This window comes from Burkholderia sp. AW49-1 (genome assembly GCF_053427845.1).
Genome location: NZ_JBSAXF010000005.1, coordinates 209,064 through 225,503, shown reverse-complemented (window position 1 = coordinate 225,503; position 16,440 = coordinate 209,064). Strand labels below are relative to the sequence as shown.

12 protein-coding genes are annotated in these 16,440 nt (G+C 66.5%); 2 read left to right on the top strand and 10 right to left on the bottom strand.

The genetic code is table 11. The annotated features are described in order from the left end of the window. Positions 1 to 149 precede the first annotated feature (149 nt). From ACV22W_RS11170 to ACV22W_RS11155, 4 genes are all read right to left on the bottom strand, one after another. Positions 150 to 311 carry a hypothetical protein gene (locus ACV22W_RS11170; RefSeq protein WP_448019159.1) on the bottom strand — a complete coding sequence of 54 codons (162 nt, stop codon included), beginning with the start codon at positions 309 to 311 and terminating at the stop codon, positions 150 to 152. Positions 312 to 748: 437 nt separating this feature from the next. Further along, positions 749 to 2,215 (bottom strand): efflux transporter outer membrane subunit, encoded by a 1,467-nt coding sequence (locus ACV22W_RS11165; RefSeq protein ID WP_448019157.1) that lies wholly within the window; start codon positions 2,213 to 2,215, stop codon positions 749 to 751. Further along, a complete protein-coding gene (locus ACV22W_RS11160) occupies positions 2,212 to 5,349 on the bottom strand; it encodes a multidrug efflux RND transporter permease subunit (RefSeq protein ID WP_448019156.1) in 3,138 nt (1,045 codons plus the stop codon). The genes ACV22W_RS11165 and ACV22W_RS11160 overlap by 4 nt, the downstream gene beginning before the upstream one ends. A 19-nt stretch (positions 5,350 to 5,368) precedes the next feature. Further along, positions 5,369 to 6,556: a MexX/AxyX family multidrug efflux RND transporter periplasmic adaptor subunit gene (locus tag ACV22W_RS11155; RefSeq protein WP_448019154.1), complete on the bottom strand. Its 1,188-nt coding sequence runs from the start codon at positions 6,554 to 6,556 to the stop codon at positions 5,369 to 5,371. 150 nt (positions 6,557 to 6,706) lie between these two features. Here ACV22W_RS11155 and ACV22W_RS11150 point away from each other — a divergent pair, with 150 nt between their 5' ends. Next, entirely contained in the window at positions 6,707 to 7,354 is a 648-nt protein-coding gene (locus tag ACV22W_RS11150; protein WP_448019152.1) for a TetR family transcriptional regulator, read from the top strand. Positions 7,355 to 7,683: 329 nt separating this feature from the next. Beyond that, on the top strand, positions 7,684 to 8,961 hold the full coding sequence (locus tag ACV22W_RS11145) for a M23 family metallopeptidase (RefSeq protein ID WP_448019150.1): 1,278 nt from the start codon (positions 7,684 to 7,686) through the stop codon (positions 8,959 to 8,961). Positions 8,962 to 9,097: 136 nt separating this feature from the next. On the opposite strand, the gene ACV22W_RS11140 is transcribed toward ACV22W_RS11145, so the two are convergent. The 6 genes from ACV22W_RS11140 to ACV22W_RS11115 all read right to left on the bottom strand — a co-directional run bounded on the left by ACV22W_RS11140 (position 9,098) and on the right by ACV22W_RS11115 (position 16,393). Further along, positions 9,098 to 9,820, bottom strand: a complete 723-nt coding sequence (locus ACV22W_RS11140; protein WP_448019148.1) for an amino acid ABC transporter permease — start codon at positions 9,818 to 9,820, stop codon at positions 9,098 to 9,100. Positions 9,821 to 9,822: 2 nt separating this feature from the next. Continuing rightward, positions 9,823 to 10,545, bottom strand: coding sequence for an amino acid ABC transporter permease (locus tag ACV22W_RS11135; RefSeq protein WP_448019146.1), 723 nt, complete (start codon positions 10,543 to 10,545; stop codon positions 9,823 to 9,825). A gap of 94 nt (positions 10,546 to 10,639) precedes the next feature. Next, entirely contained in the window at positions 10,640 to 11,455 is an 816-nt protein-coding gene (locus ACV22W_RS11130) for an ABC transporter substrate-binding protein (RefSeq protein ID WP_448019144.1), read from the bottom strand. Between the two features lie 456 nt (positions 11,456 to 11,911). Next, the gene (locus ACV22W_RS11125) at positions 11,912 to 13,216 is read right to left on the bottom strand and encodes an MFS family transporter (RefSeq protein ID WP_448019142.1); all 1,305 of its coding nucleotides are present in this window, start codon (positions 13,214 to 13,216) and stop codon (positions 11,912 to 11,914) included. A 232-nt stretch (positions 13,217 to 13,448) separates the two neighbouring features. Further along, positions 13,449 to 15,128 (bottom strand): SpoVR family protein, encoded by a 1,680-nt coding sequence (locus ACV22W_RS11120; RefSeq protein ID WP_448019140.1) that lies wholly within the window; start codon positions 15,126 to 15,128, stop codon positions 13,449 to 13,451. Then, positions 15,125 to 16,393, bottom strand: coding sequence for a YeaH/YhbH family protein (locus ACV22W_RS11115; RefSeq protein WP_448019138.1), 1,269 nt, complete (start codon positions 16,391 to 16,393; stop codon positions 15,125 to 15,127). The genes ACV22W_RS11120 and ACV22W_RS11115 overlap by 4 nt, the downstream gene beginning before the upstream one ends. Positions 16,394 to 16,440: the final 47 nt, after the last annotated feature.

The window sequence follows — 16,440 nt, the reverse complement described above, 5'->3', positions numbered from 1 at the left end:
TCCGTCACGAGGCGGCATTATCGAGATAGGCATGAAAGAATTCTGTAAATCATTGTTAAATCGTCCATGACAATTGACGATTTACACACTTTCAAACGCACTCCTTCCTTGTAATTCTCAATCCGGCGATTTTTCTTCCGAAGTCCTTTTCAATTTTCCGGAACCGACTGAAAACTAAAGACATTTCTTTTTTCGAATTGCCGCCACCCCGCCTCGCCTTGCTGGCCGAGGCTTCCCCACATCACCGACTTCGAAAGACAAAATTCTGTCCAATCCAGCCATCGTTGTCCTGCCGCGACGATGACAGTCATCTATTTTCAACTGACAGGAAATGAACGGTCCATTTTTCGCCGGCTGAAATTTTCACGCAAACGATTGCGCAATCCGCACAAACGTTTTACCGCGACACATTGCCGCCCCGCATTATTCGCAATACTTGAATTAATCGAATCGTCAATCGCGGATTTAAAGCTGTGTCGCATGCCGTGCGCCACCACGATATTTGGCGCACGTGCGCGACGATGCGCACACGACGTTGCAGCGGATTGGTCGGGATCGGAAAGAAGGCAGCCGGGATGCGTGTCGGGTCGAAGGCGGCCCTTCGGCTCGACAGCCAGGAGAAAAACGTGGAAGACGACGCGCGGGTATCACGCGTCGCCGATCTCTGCCGGTACGTCGGCAGAGGCGATGCCAACCGGGGACGACGGCACCTCGCGATGCGTCGTCGCCACCCGGCACGGCCGGGGAATCACACGGCAGCAGCCCCCGCCGATGCCGGCGCCCACCCGCCGCCCAATGCGCGATACAACGCGATCGCATTCGCGAGCCTGCGCTCCTTGAGCCGGATCAGCTCCTGCCCCGACTCGTACGTGCTGCGCTGCGCGTCGAGCAGTTCGAGATACGTCGCGACGCCGCCCGCGTAGCGGCGCTCGGCGAGCTTCAGCCGCGCGCCGTCGGCCGCGTAGACGTCCTGCTGCGCGGCGAGCTGGCGATCGATCCAGTCGCGCGCTGTGAACGCGTCGGCCACCTCGCGGAATGCGGTCTGCACGGTCTTCTCGTATTCGGCGACCGCGATGTGCTTGCGTGCGTTCGCGACGTCGAGATTCGCGCGATTGCGGCCGCCCGCGAAGATCGGCAGCGTGATGCGCGGCGCGAACGCCCACACGCTCGTGCCGCCCGCGAACAGGCTCGAGAACGCATCGCTGACCGAACCGTAATCGGTCGTCAGCGCGATGCGCGGGAAGAACGCCGCGCGCGCGGCGCCGATCTGCGCGTTCGCGGCCTTGAGCCGCGACTCGGCCTGCCGGATGTCCGGCCGCCGTTCGAGCAGCGCGCTCGGCGCGCCGGGCGCCACCGGCGCGATCGCGAGCGTGTCGAACGCGGTGCCATCGGCCGGCACGGTGCGCGCAAAATCGCCGGCGAGCAATTGCAGCGCGCGCACCGACTGCGCGTGTTCGCGCTGCAGCGCGGCCTGCGACGCACGCGCGGACGCGACCAGCATCTCGGCCGAGCGCAACTCGATCGCGTCGCTCGTGCCGGCCGCGTAGCGGCGCTGCGTGAGCGCGGCGATGCGCTCGCGCGCGTCGAGCGTACGCTGCGCCAGCGCCAGTTGCTCGCGCAACGACCGTTCGGAAACGTACGCGCCGGCGACTTCGGCAATCACGCCGATACGCACCGTGCGCTGCGCATCGGCCGTCGCGAAATACTCGGCGAGCGCCGCGTCGGACAGGTTGCGCACGCGGCCGAACAGGTCGAGCTCGTACGCGCTGATGCCGACGCCCGCACGATACAGCCCGCTCACCGCGCTCTGGCGCACGACCGGGTCGTACTGGCGCGTGCGTTCGTAGCCGAGGTTCGCGTCGACCGACGGCATCAGGTCCGCGCGCTGCACGCCGTACAGCGCGCGCGCTTCGTCGAGCCGGCCGGCCGCGATCCGCAGGTCGCGGTTGTTCGCGAGCGCCGCGTCGATCCACGCCTGCAGTGCAGGATCGGTGAAATATGCGCGCCAGTCGTCGAGCAGCGCGGCATCGGCGGACGCAGCCGCCTCGACCGCCTGCGGCGTGTCGCCATCGACCGGCGTATAGCTGGCCGGCACCGGCGCCGCGGGCCGCTCGTAGCGCGGCGCGAGCGAGCAGCCGGCGAGCGCGAACGCGAGTGCGGCGGCCAGCGCGACCCGCGCCCGCGAAGTCGTGCACGCCTTCAGGTAAAACGTCATTGCGAACCCTCCATCGTCGCCGGTTGCGATCCGCCGCGCCGGCGCGGGCCGACGTCGAACAGGCGGCCGACGCTCACGAAAAACAGCGGGACGAGAAACACCGCGAGCACCGTCGCCGTGATCACGCCGCCGAGTACGCCGGTGCCGATCGCCATCTGCGCGCCGGACGCGGCGCCCGATGCGAACGCGAGCGGCAGCACGCCGACGCCGAACGCGAGCGACGTCATCACAATCGGCCGCAGCCGCAGGCGCGCGGCCTCGAGCGCGGCGTCGACGAGCGACATGCGCTGCGCGACCAGATCCTTCGCGACTTCGACGATCAGGATCGCGTTCTTCGCGGACAACCCGATCGTCGCGATCAGTCCCACCTTGAAATAGATGTCGTTCGGCATCGCGCGCAGCGTGACGCCGAGCACCGCGCCGATCACGCCGAGCGGCACGACCAGCATCACCGCGAACGGGATCGACCAGCTTTCGTACAGCGCCGCGAGCGCGAGGAACACGACGAGCACCGACAGCGCGAACAGCATCGGCGCCTGCGTGCCCGACAGCCGCTCCTCGAACGACTGCCCCGACCACGCGTGGCCGATGCCGGCCGGCAGCTTCGCGGCGAGCCGCTCGATCGCGGCCATCGCCTCGCCGCTGCTGTGCCCCGGCGCGGCCGAACCGTTGATCGTGAACGACGGATAGCCGTTGTAGCGCGTGAGCTGCGGCGGCCCGAGCGTCCAGTGCAGCGTCGCGAACGCCGCGAGCGGCACCATCTCGCCGCGCGCGTTGCGCACGCGCAGCTTCTTCACGTCCTCCGGATCGAGCCGGTGCAGCCCGTCGGCCTGCACGATCACGCGGCGCACCTGCGTGCCGTGCATGAAGTCCCCGATATAGTCGGAGCCGAACATCACCGCGAGCGTCGTGTTGATCTCTTCCATCGACACGCCGAGCGCCGACGCCTTCGCGCGATCGATGTCGAGTTTGAGCTGCGGCGCGTCCTGCGTGCCGGCGAACATCAGGTCGGTGAGCGCCGGATCCTTGCCGCCCGCTGCGAGCAGTTGCTCGCGCGCAGCACTGAACGTCGCGTAGTCGAGCCCGCTGCGATTCTGCAGCCGGAAGTCGAAGCCGCTCGTCGAACCGAGATCGGGCAGCGCCGGCGAGTTCATCGCGAACACCGTGGTGTTCGCCGCACCCGCGAAGCGCTCGTTGATGCGCGCGACGATCGCCTGCACGTGATCGCGCCCGGCCTTGCGTTCCTTCCAGTTCTTCAGCGTGACGAAGATCATCCCGCCGTTCGGCCCCTCGCCGTACAGGTTGAAGCCGCCGAGCGCGAACGTGTACGCGGCCGGCTCGTTGTGGCGAACATACGACTCGACCTCGCGCACGCTCTGCATGGTTTCCGCGAGCGGCGTGCCCTGCGGCCGGATCACCATCACCATGAAGTTGCCCTGGTCCTCGTCGGGCAGGAACGCGGTCGGCAATTGCGTGAGCATCAGCGCGGCCGCCGCGGTCAGCGCGCCGTACACGACGAGCCAGCGCACCGGCTTCTTCAGCATCGTGCCGACGCGCGCCGCATAACGCTGCGTCGCGCGTGCGACCAGGCGGTTGAACCAGCCGAAGAAGCCGCGCTTCTCGTGATGGTCGCCGGACACCGGCTTGAGCAGCGTCGCGCACAACGCGGGCGTCAGCGACAGCGCGAGAAACGCCGAGAAGCCGATCGATACCGCGAGCGCGAGCGCGAACTGCCGGTAGATGTTGCCCACCGCGCCGCCGAAGAACGCCATCGGCACGAACACCGACGTCAGCACGACCGTGATGCCGACGATCGCGCCGCTGATCTGCGTCATCGCCTTGACGGTTGCGTCGTACGGCCCGAGCCCCTCCTCGACCATCAGCCGCTCGACGTTCTCGACGACGACGATCGCATCGTCGACGAGAATGCCGATCGCGAGCACCATCCCGAACATCGTCAGCACGTTGATCGAGAAACCGGCCGCATACATCACGCCGAACGTGCCCGCGAGCGCGACCGGCACGACGAGCGTCGGAATCAGCGTCGCGCGCAGGTTCTGCATGAACAGGAACATCACGAGGAACACCAGCACGCCGGCCTCGATCAGCGTCGTGACGACCTTGTTCATCGACACGCGCACGAACGACGACGTCTCGTACGGAATCTGGTATTTCACGCCCGGCGGGAAGTACGCGGACAGCGCGTCCATCGTCGCGCGCACGCGCTTCTCGGTGGCCACCGCGTTCGAGCCCGGCGCGAGCTTGATGCCCATCCCGGTCGCGACCTTGCCGTTCACGTACGACGGATAGTTGTAGTCGTTGCCGCCGAATTCGATGCGCGCGACGTCGCGCAGGTAGAGCGCGGAGCCGTCCGGCAGCGTGCGCAGCGCGATCGCGCCGAAGTCGGCCGGCGTCTTCAGCGGCGCGTCTGCGAACACCGTCGCGGCGATCGGCGCGCTGTTCGGCACCGCGCTGCGGCCGATGTCGCCGATCGTCACGCGTGCGTTGTGCGCGCGCACGGCCGACGAGATATCGGACGCGGTGAGGCCGTGCCCGGCCATCTTCACCGGGTCGGGCCAGATCCGCATCGCATATTCGGCGCCCCAGAACTGCACGCGGCCGACGCCGTCGACGCGTCGCAGCGCCTGCACGACGTTCGCCGACGCGTATTCACCGAGCTGCACGTCGGTCATCCGGCCGTCGTCCGACGTCAGCGATACGACGAGCTGGATGTTGTCGGCGGCCTTCTCGACCTGGATGCCGTCGCGCCGCACGGGTTCGGGCAGCCGCGCCTCGACGGTCTTCAGCCGGTTCTGCACCTCGACGGCCGCGAGATCGGCGTTGACGCCCTGCTTGAACGTCAGGTACAGCGACGCCGCGCCGGCGCTGCTCGTCGCGGACGTATAGAGCAGCCCCGGCGCGCCGTTCATCTCGCGCTCGATCAGCGCGGTCACCGATTCCTCGACGACCTGCGCGGACGCGCCCGGGTACGTCGCATAAATGCTGACGACGGGCGGTGCGATGTCCGGGTACTGCGCGACGGGCAGCGCGCGTATCGCGAACGCGCCGCCGAGCATGATGAAGAGTGCGATCACCCACGCGAAGACGGGGCGATCGATGAAGAAACGTGCCATGTTGGTCTCGGTGAACCGGTCAGGTTTGACGGGCGGCCGCCTGGGACGCGGCCTTCGTCGGCGTTGCCTGCTCGACGGGCTTGACGGCGGTATCGGGCGCGAACTGCGCGGCGTTGTCGACGATCACGCGCTCGCCGCCCGCGAGGCCGCGCGTGATGCGCCAATCGCGTCCGCTCATCCGGTCGGCGACGACCTCGACGTCCTTCACCTTGCCGTTCGCATCGACCACGCGCACCGACGTGCGATCGGCCGTGCGCAGCAGCGCATCGCGCGGCACGAGGATCGCGCGCTGATCGACGGCCGCGTCGAGCGCGATCCGCACGTACGCGCCCGGCAGCAGTTCGCGCTCGGGATTCGGGAACAGCGCGCGCATCGCGACGGTATCGGTGGTCGGGTCGACCGCGAGATCGCTGAACAGCAGCTTGCCCTTCAGCGGATACGCGGTGCCGTCGGCGCGCAGCAGCGTCACCGTGACGTCGTGCTGCGCGATGCCCGTCGCGCGCCCGCTCTTCACCGCGCGGCGCAACGCATCGACGTCGGCCGCCGGCTGCGAGAAATTCACGTAGATCGGATCGAGCTGCTCGACGGTCGTGAGCGGCGTTGCCTGGTCCTGGCCGACGAGCGCGCCTTCGGTGACGAGCGCGCGCCGCGCGCGGCCCGAAATCGGCGCGGTGACGGTCGCGTAGTCGAGCTGCAGTTGCGCGCGGGCGAGCTCGGCCTTCGCCGAAGCGACGCCGGCCTTCGCCTGTGTGTCGTCGGCCACGGCCTCCGTGTGATCGCGCTCGCTGACCGCGCGGTCGCGCACCAGGTCGTCGTAACGGCGCCGCTTGTCGCTCGCCGCGAGCGCGGCGGCCTGCGCCTTCGCGAGCGCGCCCTGTGCGGCGTCGCGCGCGGCCTTCAGCGGCGCGGGGTCGATGCGGAACAGCACCGCGCCCTGCTTCACTTCCTGGCCTTCTTCGTAAGTCCGCGCGGTGACGATGCCCGCGACCCGCGCGCGCACTTGCGCTTGCCGATACGCGTCGAGCCGGCCGGGCAATTCGACGGTCATCGGCACGGCCGTCGGACGCACCGTGACGACGGTCGCGCGCTGAATGGCCTCCGGCGCCTTGTCCTGTTCGCCCTTTCCGCATCCGGTCACGAGCAGCATGGCCGCGAGCGCGAACGGCGCCAGCCGAAGGCGGCGCCCCAGGGAGCGTTTGTTATTCATGTATGACCTCGGATCGTTCGCCGCCGATACAATGCGGCGGCTCAGGGTGGCCGATTATAATCAGTCACGACTGATTAAATACAGGCGGTTGTAATCCGGCCGCCACACTGTCTCAAGAAAACGACAGCGAACTGTAAGGAAATTCACGACATGGCCCGCAAGACCCGGGAAGAATCGCTCGCCATCAAGCACCGGATCCTCGACGCCGCCGAGCTCGTCCTGCTCGAAAAAGGCGTCGCGCAAACCGCGATGGCGGACCTCGCCGAGGCCGCCGGAATGTCGCGGGGCGCCGTGTACGGCCACTACCGCAACAAGATGGAAGTGTGTCTCGCGATGTGCGACCGCGCGTTCGCGCGCACCTCGGAAGGCTTCGACGCGGCCGACAGCCTGCCCGCGTTCGCCACGCTGCGCCGCGCGGCGTCGCACTACCTGCAGCAATGCGGCGAGCCGGGCGCGATGCAGCGCGTGCTCGTGATCCTCTATACGAAGTGCGAGCAGAGTGAAGAGAACGGCGCGCTGCAGCGACGCCGCATGCTGCTCGAGCTGCAGATGCTGCGCATCACCAAGGCTCTGCTGCGCCGCGCGATCGCGGCCGGCGAACTCGCCGCCGATCTCGACGTGCATCTCGCGGCCGTCTATCTCGTGTCGCTGCTCGAAGGCGTGTTCGCGTCGATGATCTGGACCAACCGATTGCGCGGCAATCTGTGGGCCGACGCGGAAGCGATGCTCGACGCGGGCTTCGACGCGGTCCGGACATCAGCCGCGCTGCGCGTGCGCGCGCAAAAATTGCCAGCTTGACGAAAAGCCGCGCAATAAATGCTGATTTAACCCGATTTACCGCACTGCGAAACGAATGAGCTGACCCTCTTTAAAATTTTTAACGTTTCGCGGAACATCGGTAGACTGACGCTGTCATCTTTCTTTAGCGTCTTCGTGATAATCCGGGTTCGACCCGGAAAGTTCACGCCGCCGTTCGAAGCGGGCCTGCCCGCGAGTTGGGTCGAACGGAAACGACACAGGCCCCTGGCGGGGCCTGTTTTGTTGCACGCCCGTCGCCCGCCCCGTCGTCACCCGACGGACATGCCGCCGATGGCTCCCGCCCACACCTCTTTGAACCGATTTCCTGGATGTGGACACCCTTGGTCAAGCCTGCTGCAACCCCTGATGCTTTCGCGCCCGGCCGCGCGCAGCGCCTCGTGCGCGCGCTCGTGCCGACCGCCGTGCTCGGCGCCCTCGCCGCCTTCGGTCTCGCCGCCGCGCTGCCGGCCGTCTCGCAACTGCCGAGCGCTGTCGACTCGGGCACGGCCGCGCTGCCGCAGCGCGTGCTGTCCGACACGCCGTTTCCCACCGCTCAGCATTTCGTGACGAGCGAACTCGCGCGCACGATCGGCGAGCGCAACGAACTCGATGAACGCGGCGAGCGCAGCCTGCAGCCGGGCCTGTTCGCGCCGCTCAGCGCGCACCGCAACGACATGCTCGGCTATACGAACCTGTTCCAGTTCGCGCCGCCCGAACAGCAACACGGGATGCGCGCGGGCGACATCGAACTCACGCTGTCCGATACGCTGAACCGTCTCGACGTGCCGCCCGAGGTGCGCATCCAGCTCGGCGATCTCGTGACCGGCAAGGTCGCGATGCGCGCCAGCGCACAGCGCGGCGACTACTACCGCGTCGCGTACGACACCAACAACGGCACGCCGCACCTCACCGCGCTCGAGCTGCGCGTCGCGGGCCGCACGTTCGGCGCGATCTGGTTCCGCGCGCCCGGCGCCGACCACGGCGCGTACTACACGCTCGACGGCGCGCCGCTCGAAGCAGCCGCGTTCACGATGCCCGTCAAGTGGACGCGCATCAGCTCGTTCTTCGGCGAACGCATCCACCCGCTGTCGCAGGCGATGGCGTTCCATACCGGCGTCGACCTCGCCGCGCCATCCGGCACGCCCGTCAATGCGGCGGCCGACGGCGTCGTGTCGTTCGTCGGCACCGATCCGGGCGGCTATGGCCACTACGTGATCGTCGATCACGCGGACGGTTATTCGACCTACTACGCGCATTTGTCCGCATACGCGCGCGGGCTGAAGACCGGCGAAACCGTGAAGCAGGGCCAGCGCCTCGGCTCGGTCGGGATGACCGGCGCCGCGACCGGCCCGCACCTGCACTTCGAGGTGCGCGTCGCGAACGATCCGGTCGATCCGCTCGTCACGCTCGCCAGCGCGCAGACGGGGCTGTCCGACATGCAGCTCACCGCGTTCCGCCAGGAAGCGGCGCAATGGCGCTTCCGCCTCGCGTCGATCAGTACGAAGCCGTTCGCATTCGCGCAGACCGACGGCCCGCTGTGGGGAGACTTCGCGACCGGTCCGTCGACGCTGCGCGCGGTCTTCGATACGCACTACAGCGCGTCCTGACGCAGGCGCGCCGAAGCACCGGCACCATCACACCCGTCGCCGCTCGAGCAGCGGCGACGGGGCCCGCAGCGGGTGGCCACAGGCGACCACGCGTCATCACCGCGCGTGCGTCGCATTCATCGCATGCGGCCCACCTTCACCGCGCCGGTTCCGTGCGCTCGGCCGCCCGTGCGATGCGCTCCGCGCGCGGACGACGCGACAGCAGCCAGCGCGCCGCGCCGTCGAGCGACGTGCACAACACGAAATAGATTGCCGCGACGAACAGGAAGATCGGCGCCGGATACACCATCAGCCGGTTGTTCACCTGCGTCGCGACGAACGACAGTTCCGGCACGCCGACGATATACGCGAGCGACGTGTCCTTCACGAGCGCGACCCACTGGTTGACGAACGACGGCGTCATGATCCGGATCGCCTGCGGCAGCAGCACGTAGCGCACGGTCTGCCAGCGCGTGAGCCCGAGCGACAGCCCCGCCTGCCACTGCCCGTCGCCGGTCGCGACGATGCCCGCATGCACCGCATGCGCGAGATAGGCACCGCCGATCAGCGCCAGCGCGCACACGACCGTCGCGGGCCCCGGCACGTCCATGTGCAGCAGCATCGGCATCAGGAAATACGTCCAGAAGATCAGCATCAGCACCGGAATCGCGCGGAAGAAGCCGATGAACGCGAGCAGCAGCACGCGCAGCGGGCCGCGCGCGAGCGCCATCGCGACGCCGAGCGCCACGCCCAGCACCGCGGACGCCATCGCCGACGCGATCGCGAGCACGAGCGACAGCGCGGCACCGCCGAGCGGGCCGTCCGGGAACGCGCCGACGAGCAGGTACGGCAGGTTGTCGAGCAGCAGCGAGACGTCCATCGTCAGCGCCCCGCCCCGAGCCGGTCACGCCATTGCGTGGCCGCATATGCGCAGGCCTCGATCGCGGCCACCGCGACCATGTACAGCACGGTCGCGACACCGAACGCAGCGAAGGTCCTGAACGTCTCCGTCTCGACCTGCCGCGACGCATACGACAGCTCGGCGACGCCGATCGCCATCGCGAGCGACGAGTTCTTCACGAGATTCATGTATTGGCCGAACAATGGCGGCAGCGCGATGCGCACGGCCTGCGGCAGCACCACGTAGCGCAGCGACTGCATCGGCGTGAGGCCGAGCGCCGCGGCCGCGTCATGCTGCGCGCGGCGCACGCCGCGCAGCCCGGCTTCGCATTCCTCGGCGACGAACGCGGCCGTGTATGCGCTCAACCCGAACCAGCCCGCGACGAACTCGAACGACGGCCACGCGAGCGTGAGCGGGCTCGCGTTGAGTTGATGGCGCGCGTTCAACCACGCGATCCACGTATCGGGCAGCAACGACGCCACGCCGAAATACCAGAACAACAACTGCACGAGCAGCGGCGTGTTGCGGAACGCGACGACATAACCGGCTGCCAGCGTGCGCGGCACCGTGCCGCGCGCATGCCGCATGACGGCGAGCAGCAGCCCGCCGATGGTCGCGGCGAGCGCCGACGCGGCCGCGAGGCCGAGCGTCAGCAGAAAGCCCTGCCAGAGCCAGGACAAGTATTTGGGAGCCAACCCGAGCATGCCGTGGTGCGGGCGCGAAACGCGCGATCGGAAGAAAACGGAAAGCGCCGCGCGGCCGATGGTCAGGCCGATCGCAGCGCGCGTGCGATGCGACTCAGGTCTTGTCGCCGATGCGGAAGATGCGCGTGAGCGGCGTCTTCGTCGTCGGCCCGAACCACGCGTCATGGATCTGCGTGGCGCGGCCGTTTGCCTCGAGGCCCTTCAGCGTGTCGTTGACGAAGCCGAGCAGGCGCGTCTCGCCCTTCGGCACGCCAACGCCCATGTAGTCGTTCGAGATCGTGAACGCCGGGATCTCGTAGTTCTGCTTGTCTGGCACGTTCGCGAGCAGGCCGATCAGCTTCGGGCCGTCCTGCGTGATCGCCTGCACGTTGCCGGCGCGCAGCGCGGCGAATGCGAACGGCGTGTCGTCGTATGCGACGATCGTCGCCTTCGGAAATTTCTCGCGCAGCGTGATTTCGTTGGTCGTGCCCTTGTCCGCGCCGACGCGCAGGCTGTTCAGCTGGTCGGCCGATTTCAGCACGCCCTTCTTCGCGAGAAACTGCTGGCCCGACGAGAAGTACGGGATGCTGAAGTCGACCTGCTTCGCGCGCTCGTCGGTGATCGTGAAGTTCGCGAGCACGAGGTCGACCTTGCCGGATGTCAGGAACGGAATGCGGTTCGCGGGGTTGGTCGGCTGGAGCTGCAGCGTCACGCCGAGCTTGTCGGCCAGCGCCTTCGCATAGTCGACGTCGAGGCCGACGATGTGATTGCGTTTGCCGTCGACATAGCCGAACGGCGGATTGCTGTCGAAGGTCGCGACGCGCAACACGCCGGCTTTCCTGATGTCGTCGAGGCGGTCCGCGTGCGCGACCGTGCCGGCCGTGACGAGCGCGGCCCCGACGAGCCACGTAGCGAGAGTGTGGAGTTTCATGAGCACGACCTGATTTGTCATGGAGGCCGCCGCGGATCGCGCGACGGCCGGTTCGAGGAACATCGCGACGGAGTGTGTCGTCGCGAAGCCGCTAACGTATCAGCGCGTGCGGAAATTCCGAACCAACAATTGGTGCTTTGCTCTGCGGGTTTCGTGATGACGCTCGAGACGGCGTGTGCCACGGCGCGCTTCGAAAAAAAGACGCCCGCTGCACGCAGCGGGCGCGAATCCCAGTCAAGGAGGTGTCACACGAACTACGGGTTCAGAATAAAAGCATCGCCCTCGGCGGACAACGAAGCGATTCCGATATCGATATCGCGCGTCCCGCGATGCGCTTGCGCGTGTCCATGCGAAGACGGCGCGCATGAAAAAACGGCGCGCCGCCTGTATGGCGGAGCGCCGTCCTGATGCACGTTGCCGGTCGGCGCGGGCAGCCTCGCGAGGCTGCCCCGCCGATCACGGTTCGTGACGCAGATACCCCTCCTTGCTCGGATCGCGCATCCGCCACGACACGATCAGCGAGATCGCGCACAGCACGGTCACGTACCAGTAGAAGGTTTCCTCGCTGCCGACCGACTTGAACCACAGCGCGACGTACTCGGCCGAGCCGCCGAAGATCGCGTTCGCGACCGCATACGACAGGCCGACGCCCATCGCGCGCACTTCGGGCGGGAACATCTCGGCCTTGATGAGGCCGCTGATCGACGTGTAGAAGCTGACGATCGCGAGCGCGACCGTGATCAGCACGAACGCGGCTGTCGGGCTCGTCACGGTCTTCAGCGCGTGCATCAACGGCACCGTGCCGATCACCGCGAACGCGCCGAACAGGATCATCGACGTGCGACGGCCGATCTTGTCGGACAGCGCGCCGAACACCGGCTGCATCAGCATGTAGACGAGCAGCGCGACGGTCATCACGTTGCTGGCCGTCTTCGCATGCATGCCGGCCGTGTTCACCAGGTACTTCTGCATGTACGTGGTGAACGTGTAGAAGATCAGCGAGCCGCCAGCCGTGAAGCCGACCACCGTGAAGAAGGCGCCCTTGTGCTGCCATACGCCGCGGATCGTGCCCGCATCCTTCTTGTCACGCGATGCGCTCGTCGACGTCTCGTCGAGCGATTTGCGCAGGTACAGCGAGATCAGCGCGGCCGCCGCGCCGACCACGAACGGAATACGCCAGCCCCATGCCTTCAGCTCGTCGCCCGACAGCGTCTGCTGCAGAACCACGAGCACGAGCAGCGCGCACAGCTGGCCACCGATCAGCGTCACATACTGGAACGACGCGAAGAAGCCGCGGCGGCCCTTCAGCGCCACCTCGCTCATGTAGGTCGCGCTCGTGCCGTATTCGCCGCCCACCGACAGGCCCTGGAACAGACGCGCGACCAGCAGCAGCGCCGGGGCGAGCGCGCCGATCTGCGCATAGGTCGGCAGCACCGCGATGACGAGTGAACCGCCGCACATCATCAACACCGAAATCATCATCGCGTTACGGCGGCCGTGGCGGTCGGCGATGCGGCCGAAGAGCCAGCCGCCGATCGGACGCATCAGGAAACCGGCCGCGAACACGCCGGCCGTGTTCAGCAGCTGCGTAGTCGTGTTGCCGCTCGGGAAGAACGCCGGTGCGAAATACAGCGCGCAGAACGAGTAGATGTAGAAGTCGAACCACTCGACAAGGTTGCCCGACGAGGCGCCGACGATGGCGAACACGCGCCGCCGGGTGTCATGCGCGGACAGCGCAGCTTGGTCGGTCTGGACGTCCATGGGTTGGTCTGTTCCTTATAGTGCTTTCTGGGCGAGACGGCCGGGGCCGCCGCGTGCGATCGAACGTGGCACCGGTTCCGGCGCACGGCGCTACGGGATTTTAGCGAAATGTAAAGTAACAGGCTCTCCGGGTTCGTCCGGATGTAGAAAATTTTTCTCGCGCCGCACGTTCGTCATATGAAAACGCCAGCCCGCAGGCTGGCGTCGGATGCAAACTTTCCGCAGGCAGTATTCAGATACGTACCTCCGGCGGCACGTAGCGACACTCGTAGCGCTTGCGCACGGTACCGGCCTCGTCGACGCTTTCCAGGAATACGTCGAACTGCCAGAGCCGCGCCATGTGCTTGAGCACCTCCTCGCTGTCGTTCGACAGATGGCGGTTGTCGGTCATGAAGTGGCGCAGCGTGAGGCTGCGGTCGCCGCGCGTGTTCACCGCCCACACCTGGATGTTCGGCTCGCGGTGATGGATGTCGTACTGCCGCGACAGCGCCTGCCGCACGTACTGGTAGCCGGACTCGTCGTGGATCGCCGATACCTCTAGCGAATCGCGCATGTCGTCGTCGAGCACCGAGAACAGCCGCATTTCGCGGATCAGGTTCGGCGACAGGTACTGCGCGATGAAGCTCTCGTCCTTGAAGTTGCGCATCGCGTAGTGCATCGCCGGCAGCCACGGCGTGCCCGCGATCTCCGGAAACCACTTGTAGTCCTCTTCCGTCGGCGCCTCGCAGATCCGCCGGATGTCGCTCATCATCGAGAAGCCGAGCGCATACGGGTTGATCCCGCTGTAGTACGGTTTCGTGACGGGCGGCTGATAGACCACGTTGCTGTGCGAATGCAGGAACTCCATCATGAAGCCGTCTTCCAGCTTGCCCTGGTTGTACAGCGTATTGAGCAACGTGTAGTGCCAGAAGGTCGCCCAGCCTTCATTCATCACCTGCGTCTGCCGCTGCGGATAGAAGTACTGACCGATCTTGCGCACGATGCGGATGACTTCGCGCTCCCACGGCTCGAGCAGCGGCGCGTTCTTCTCCGCGAAATACAGCAGGTTCTCCTGCGGCTCCGGCGGATAGCGTTCCTCCTGCTCCTCCATCTGCTCGGGCTTCTTGCCCGGCAGCGTGCGCCACAGCTCGTTGACCTGCGACTGCAGATACGCCTCGCGCTCGCGCCGCAGCGCGGCCTCCTTCGACAGCGACGGCTTCTGCGGCCGCTTGTAGCGGTCGACGCCGTAGTTCATCAGCGCATGGCACGAATCGAGCAGTTCCTCGACGCGATCGAGGCCGTAGCGCTCCTCGCATTCGGCGACGTAGTTCTTCGCGTACACGAGATAGTCGATGATCGCGTGCGCGTCGGTCCACAGCCGGAACAGGTAGTTGCCCTTGAAGAACGAGTTGTGCCCGTAAGCCGCGTGCGCGATGACGAGCGCCTGCATCGTCATCGTGTTCTCTTCCATCAGATACGCGATGCACGGGTTCGAGTTGATGACGATCTCGTAGGCAAGCCCCATCTGGCCGCGACGATAGCTTTTCTCGGTCGCGAGGAAGTGCTTGCCGAACGACCAGTGGCGATAGTTGACCGGCATCCCGACCGACGCGTACGCATCCATCATCTGCTCGGCGCTGATCAGTTCGAGCTGGATCGGATAGATATCGAGCTCGTACTGCTCGGCGACCTGCGAGATGTGCGTGTCGTATTCCTCGAGCAGTTCGAAGGTCCAGTCGGACGGGCACGGCAGCGGCTTGCGTTCGGCCACGTTCATACGCGCTTCCTTCTGCCCTGCAGCGGGCAAGTCGGCGGCTGGCGCCGCCGGCTCGGTCCGGCCGCTTTGCTGCGATGCGGCAGGGCCGGCCGTGTCGTCGCCGGAAGGGCGCGGCGCGTAGCCGCGCGACTCGTTGTGCAGATGGCGGGTCGTCATGACGTTTCCACCTGCTTTTCGAACAATTCGCGAAACACCGGGTAAATGTCCGCAGCCGATTCGACTTTCTTCATCGCGAGATGCGGTTGCGACAACGCCAGCTGCGCGTACTCCAGCCACAGGTTCTGCTCTTCGGGCGCGACCTGGATATACGCGAAGTAACGCGTCTTGGTGAGGATATCCTCTTCCAGGATTTTGCGACACTTCGGCGAATCGTCGGTCCAGTTGTCGCCGTCGGACGCCTGCGCGCCGTAGATGTTCCATTCCGTCGGCGAGTAGCGCTCGTTCATCACCTTGCGCATCAACTCGAGCGCGCTCGACACGACGGTGCCGCCGCTTTCGGTCGAATGGAAGAAGGTGTCCTCGTCGACCTCCTCGGCACGCGTGTGGTGACGGATGAACACGACCTCGATGCGCTCGTAGTTGCGCTTCAGGAACAGGTACAGGAGGATGAAGAAGCGCTTCGCGAGATCCTTGCGCTGCTCGTCCATCGAGCCCGACACGTCCATCAGGCAGAACATCACGGCCTGGCTCGACGGTTGCGGCTGCTTCACGCGGTTGATGTAGCGCAGATCGAACGGATCGATGAACGGGATCCGCCAGATGCGCCCCTTCAGGTGATGGATCTCGGCCTCGAGCGTCGCGATTTCCGCGCGACGGTCTTCCGGGTCGATCTTCAGCGCCTCGAGCTGCGCCTCCAGTTCGCGCAACTCGTTGACGAGCGGCGAGCCGAGCGCGATGCGCCGGCCGAGCGCACTGCGCAGCGAGCGCACGACGTCGATGTTGTTCGGCGTGCCTTCCGCCGACCAGCCCGCGCGCACGTTCTTCCAGCTCGGCACCGTCAGCAGGTGCGTCTTCACGAGGCGAGGCAGTTCGAGATCGTCGAAGAAATACTGCATGAATTCGTCGCGCGACAGCTCGAACACGAAGTCGTCCTGCCCTTCGCCCTCGTTGCTCGCCTGACTGCCGCCGCCGCCCGAGCCGCCCTGCGGACGCGGAATCTTGTCGCCGCGCACGTAGTCTTCGTTGCCCGGGTGCACGTATTCGCGACGTCCGCCAGGCGCGTGCCGGAAATTCGGCTCGGCGATGTCCTTGCGCGGAATCGTGATGCTTTGCGTGCTCTGGATATCCTTGATGCTACGGTCGCGCACCGCGTCGGACACGGCACGACGAATGTAGTTCTTGACGCGACGCAGAAAGCGTTCGCGGTTGGCGATGCTCTTGTTCTTGCCGGCCAGCCTGCGGTCGATGATTTGATGAAGCACTCCCGGTCTCCCGCTCGAAAGTCGATCTGCCGGGGCACTCGCCGCGC

What these genes read in the sequence shown, in the direction of transcription:
- ACV22W_RS11155 (WP_448019154.1), bottom strand. Translation starts at nt 6,556, where the DNA reads ATGAATAACAAACGCTCCCTGGGGCGCCGCCTTCGGCTGGCGCCGTTC.
- ACV22W_RS11145 (WP_448019150.1), top strand. Translation starts at nt 7,684, where the DNA reads ATGTGGACACCCTTGGTCAAGCCTGCTGCAACCCCTGATGCTTTCGCG.
- ACV22W_RS11170 (WP_448019159.1), bottom strand. Translation starts at nt 311, where the DNA reads ATGACTGTCATCGTCGCGGCAGGACAACGATGGCTGGATTGGACAGAA.
- ACV22W_RS11140 (WP_448019148.1), bottom strand. Translation starts at nt 9,820, where the DNA reads ATGGACGTCTCGCTGCTGCTCGACAACCTGCCGTACCTGCTCGTCGGC.
- ACV22W_RS11135 (WP_448019146.1), bottom strand. Translation starts at nt 10,545, where the DNA reads ATGCTCGGGTTGGCTCCCAAATACTTGTCCTGGCTCTGGCAGGGCTTT.
- ACV22W_RS11120 (WP_448019140.1), bottom strand. Translation starts at nt 15,128, where the DNA reads ATGACGACCCGCCATCTGCACAACGAGTCGCGCGGCTACGCGCCGCGC.
- ACV22W_RS11150 (WP_448019152.1), top strand. Translation starts at nt 6,707, where the DNA reads ATGGCCCGCAAGACCCGGGAAGAATCGCTCGCCATCAAGCACCGGATC.
- ACV22W_RS11130 (WP_448019144.1), bottom strand. Translation starts at nt 11,455, where the DNA reads ATGAAACTCCACACTCTCGCTACGTGGCTCGTCGGGGCCGCGCTCGTC.
- ACV22W_RS11160 (WP_448019156.1), bottom strand. Translation starts at nt 5,349, where the DNA reads ATGGCACGTTTCTTCATCGATCGCCCCGTCTTCGCGTGGGTGATCGCA.
- ACV22W_RS11165 (WP_448019157.1), bottom strand. Translation starts at nt 2,215, where the DNA reads ATGACGTTTTACCTGAAGGCGTGCACGACTTCGCGGGCGCGGGTCGCG.
- ACV22W_RS11125 (WP_448019142.1), bottom strand. Translation starts at nt 13,216, where the DNA reads ATGGACGTCCAGACCGACCAAGCTGCGCTGTCCGCGCATGACACCCGG.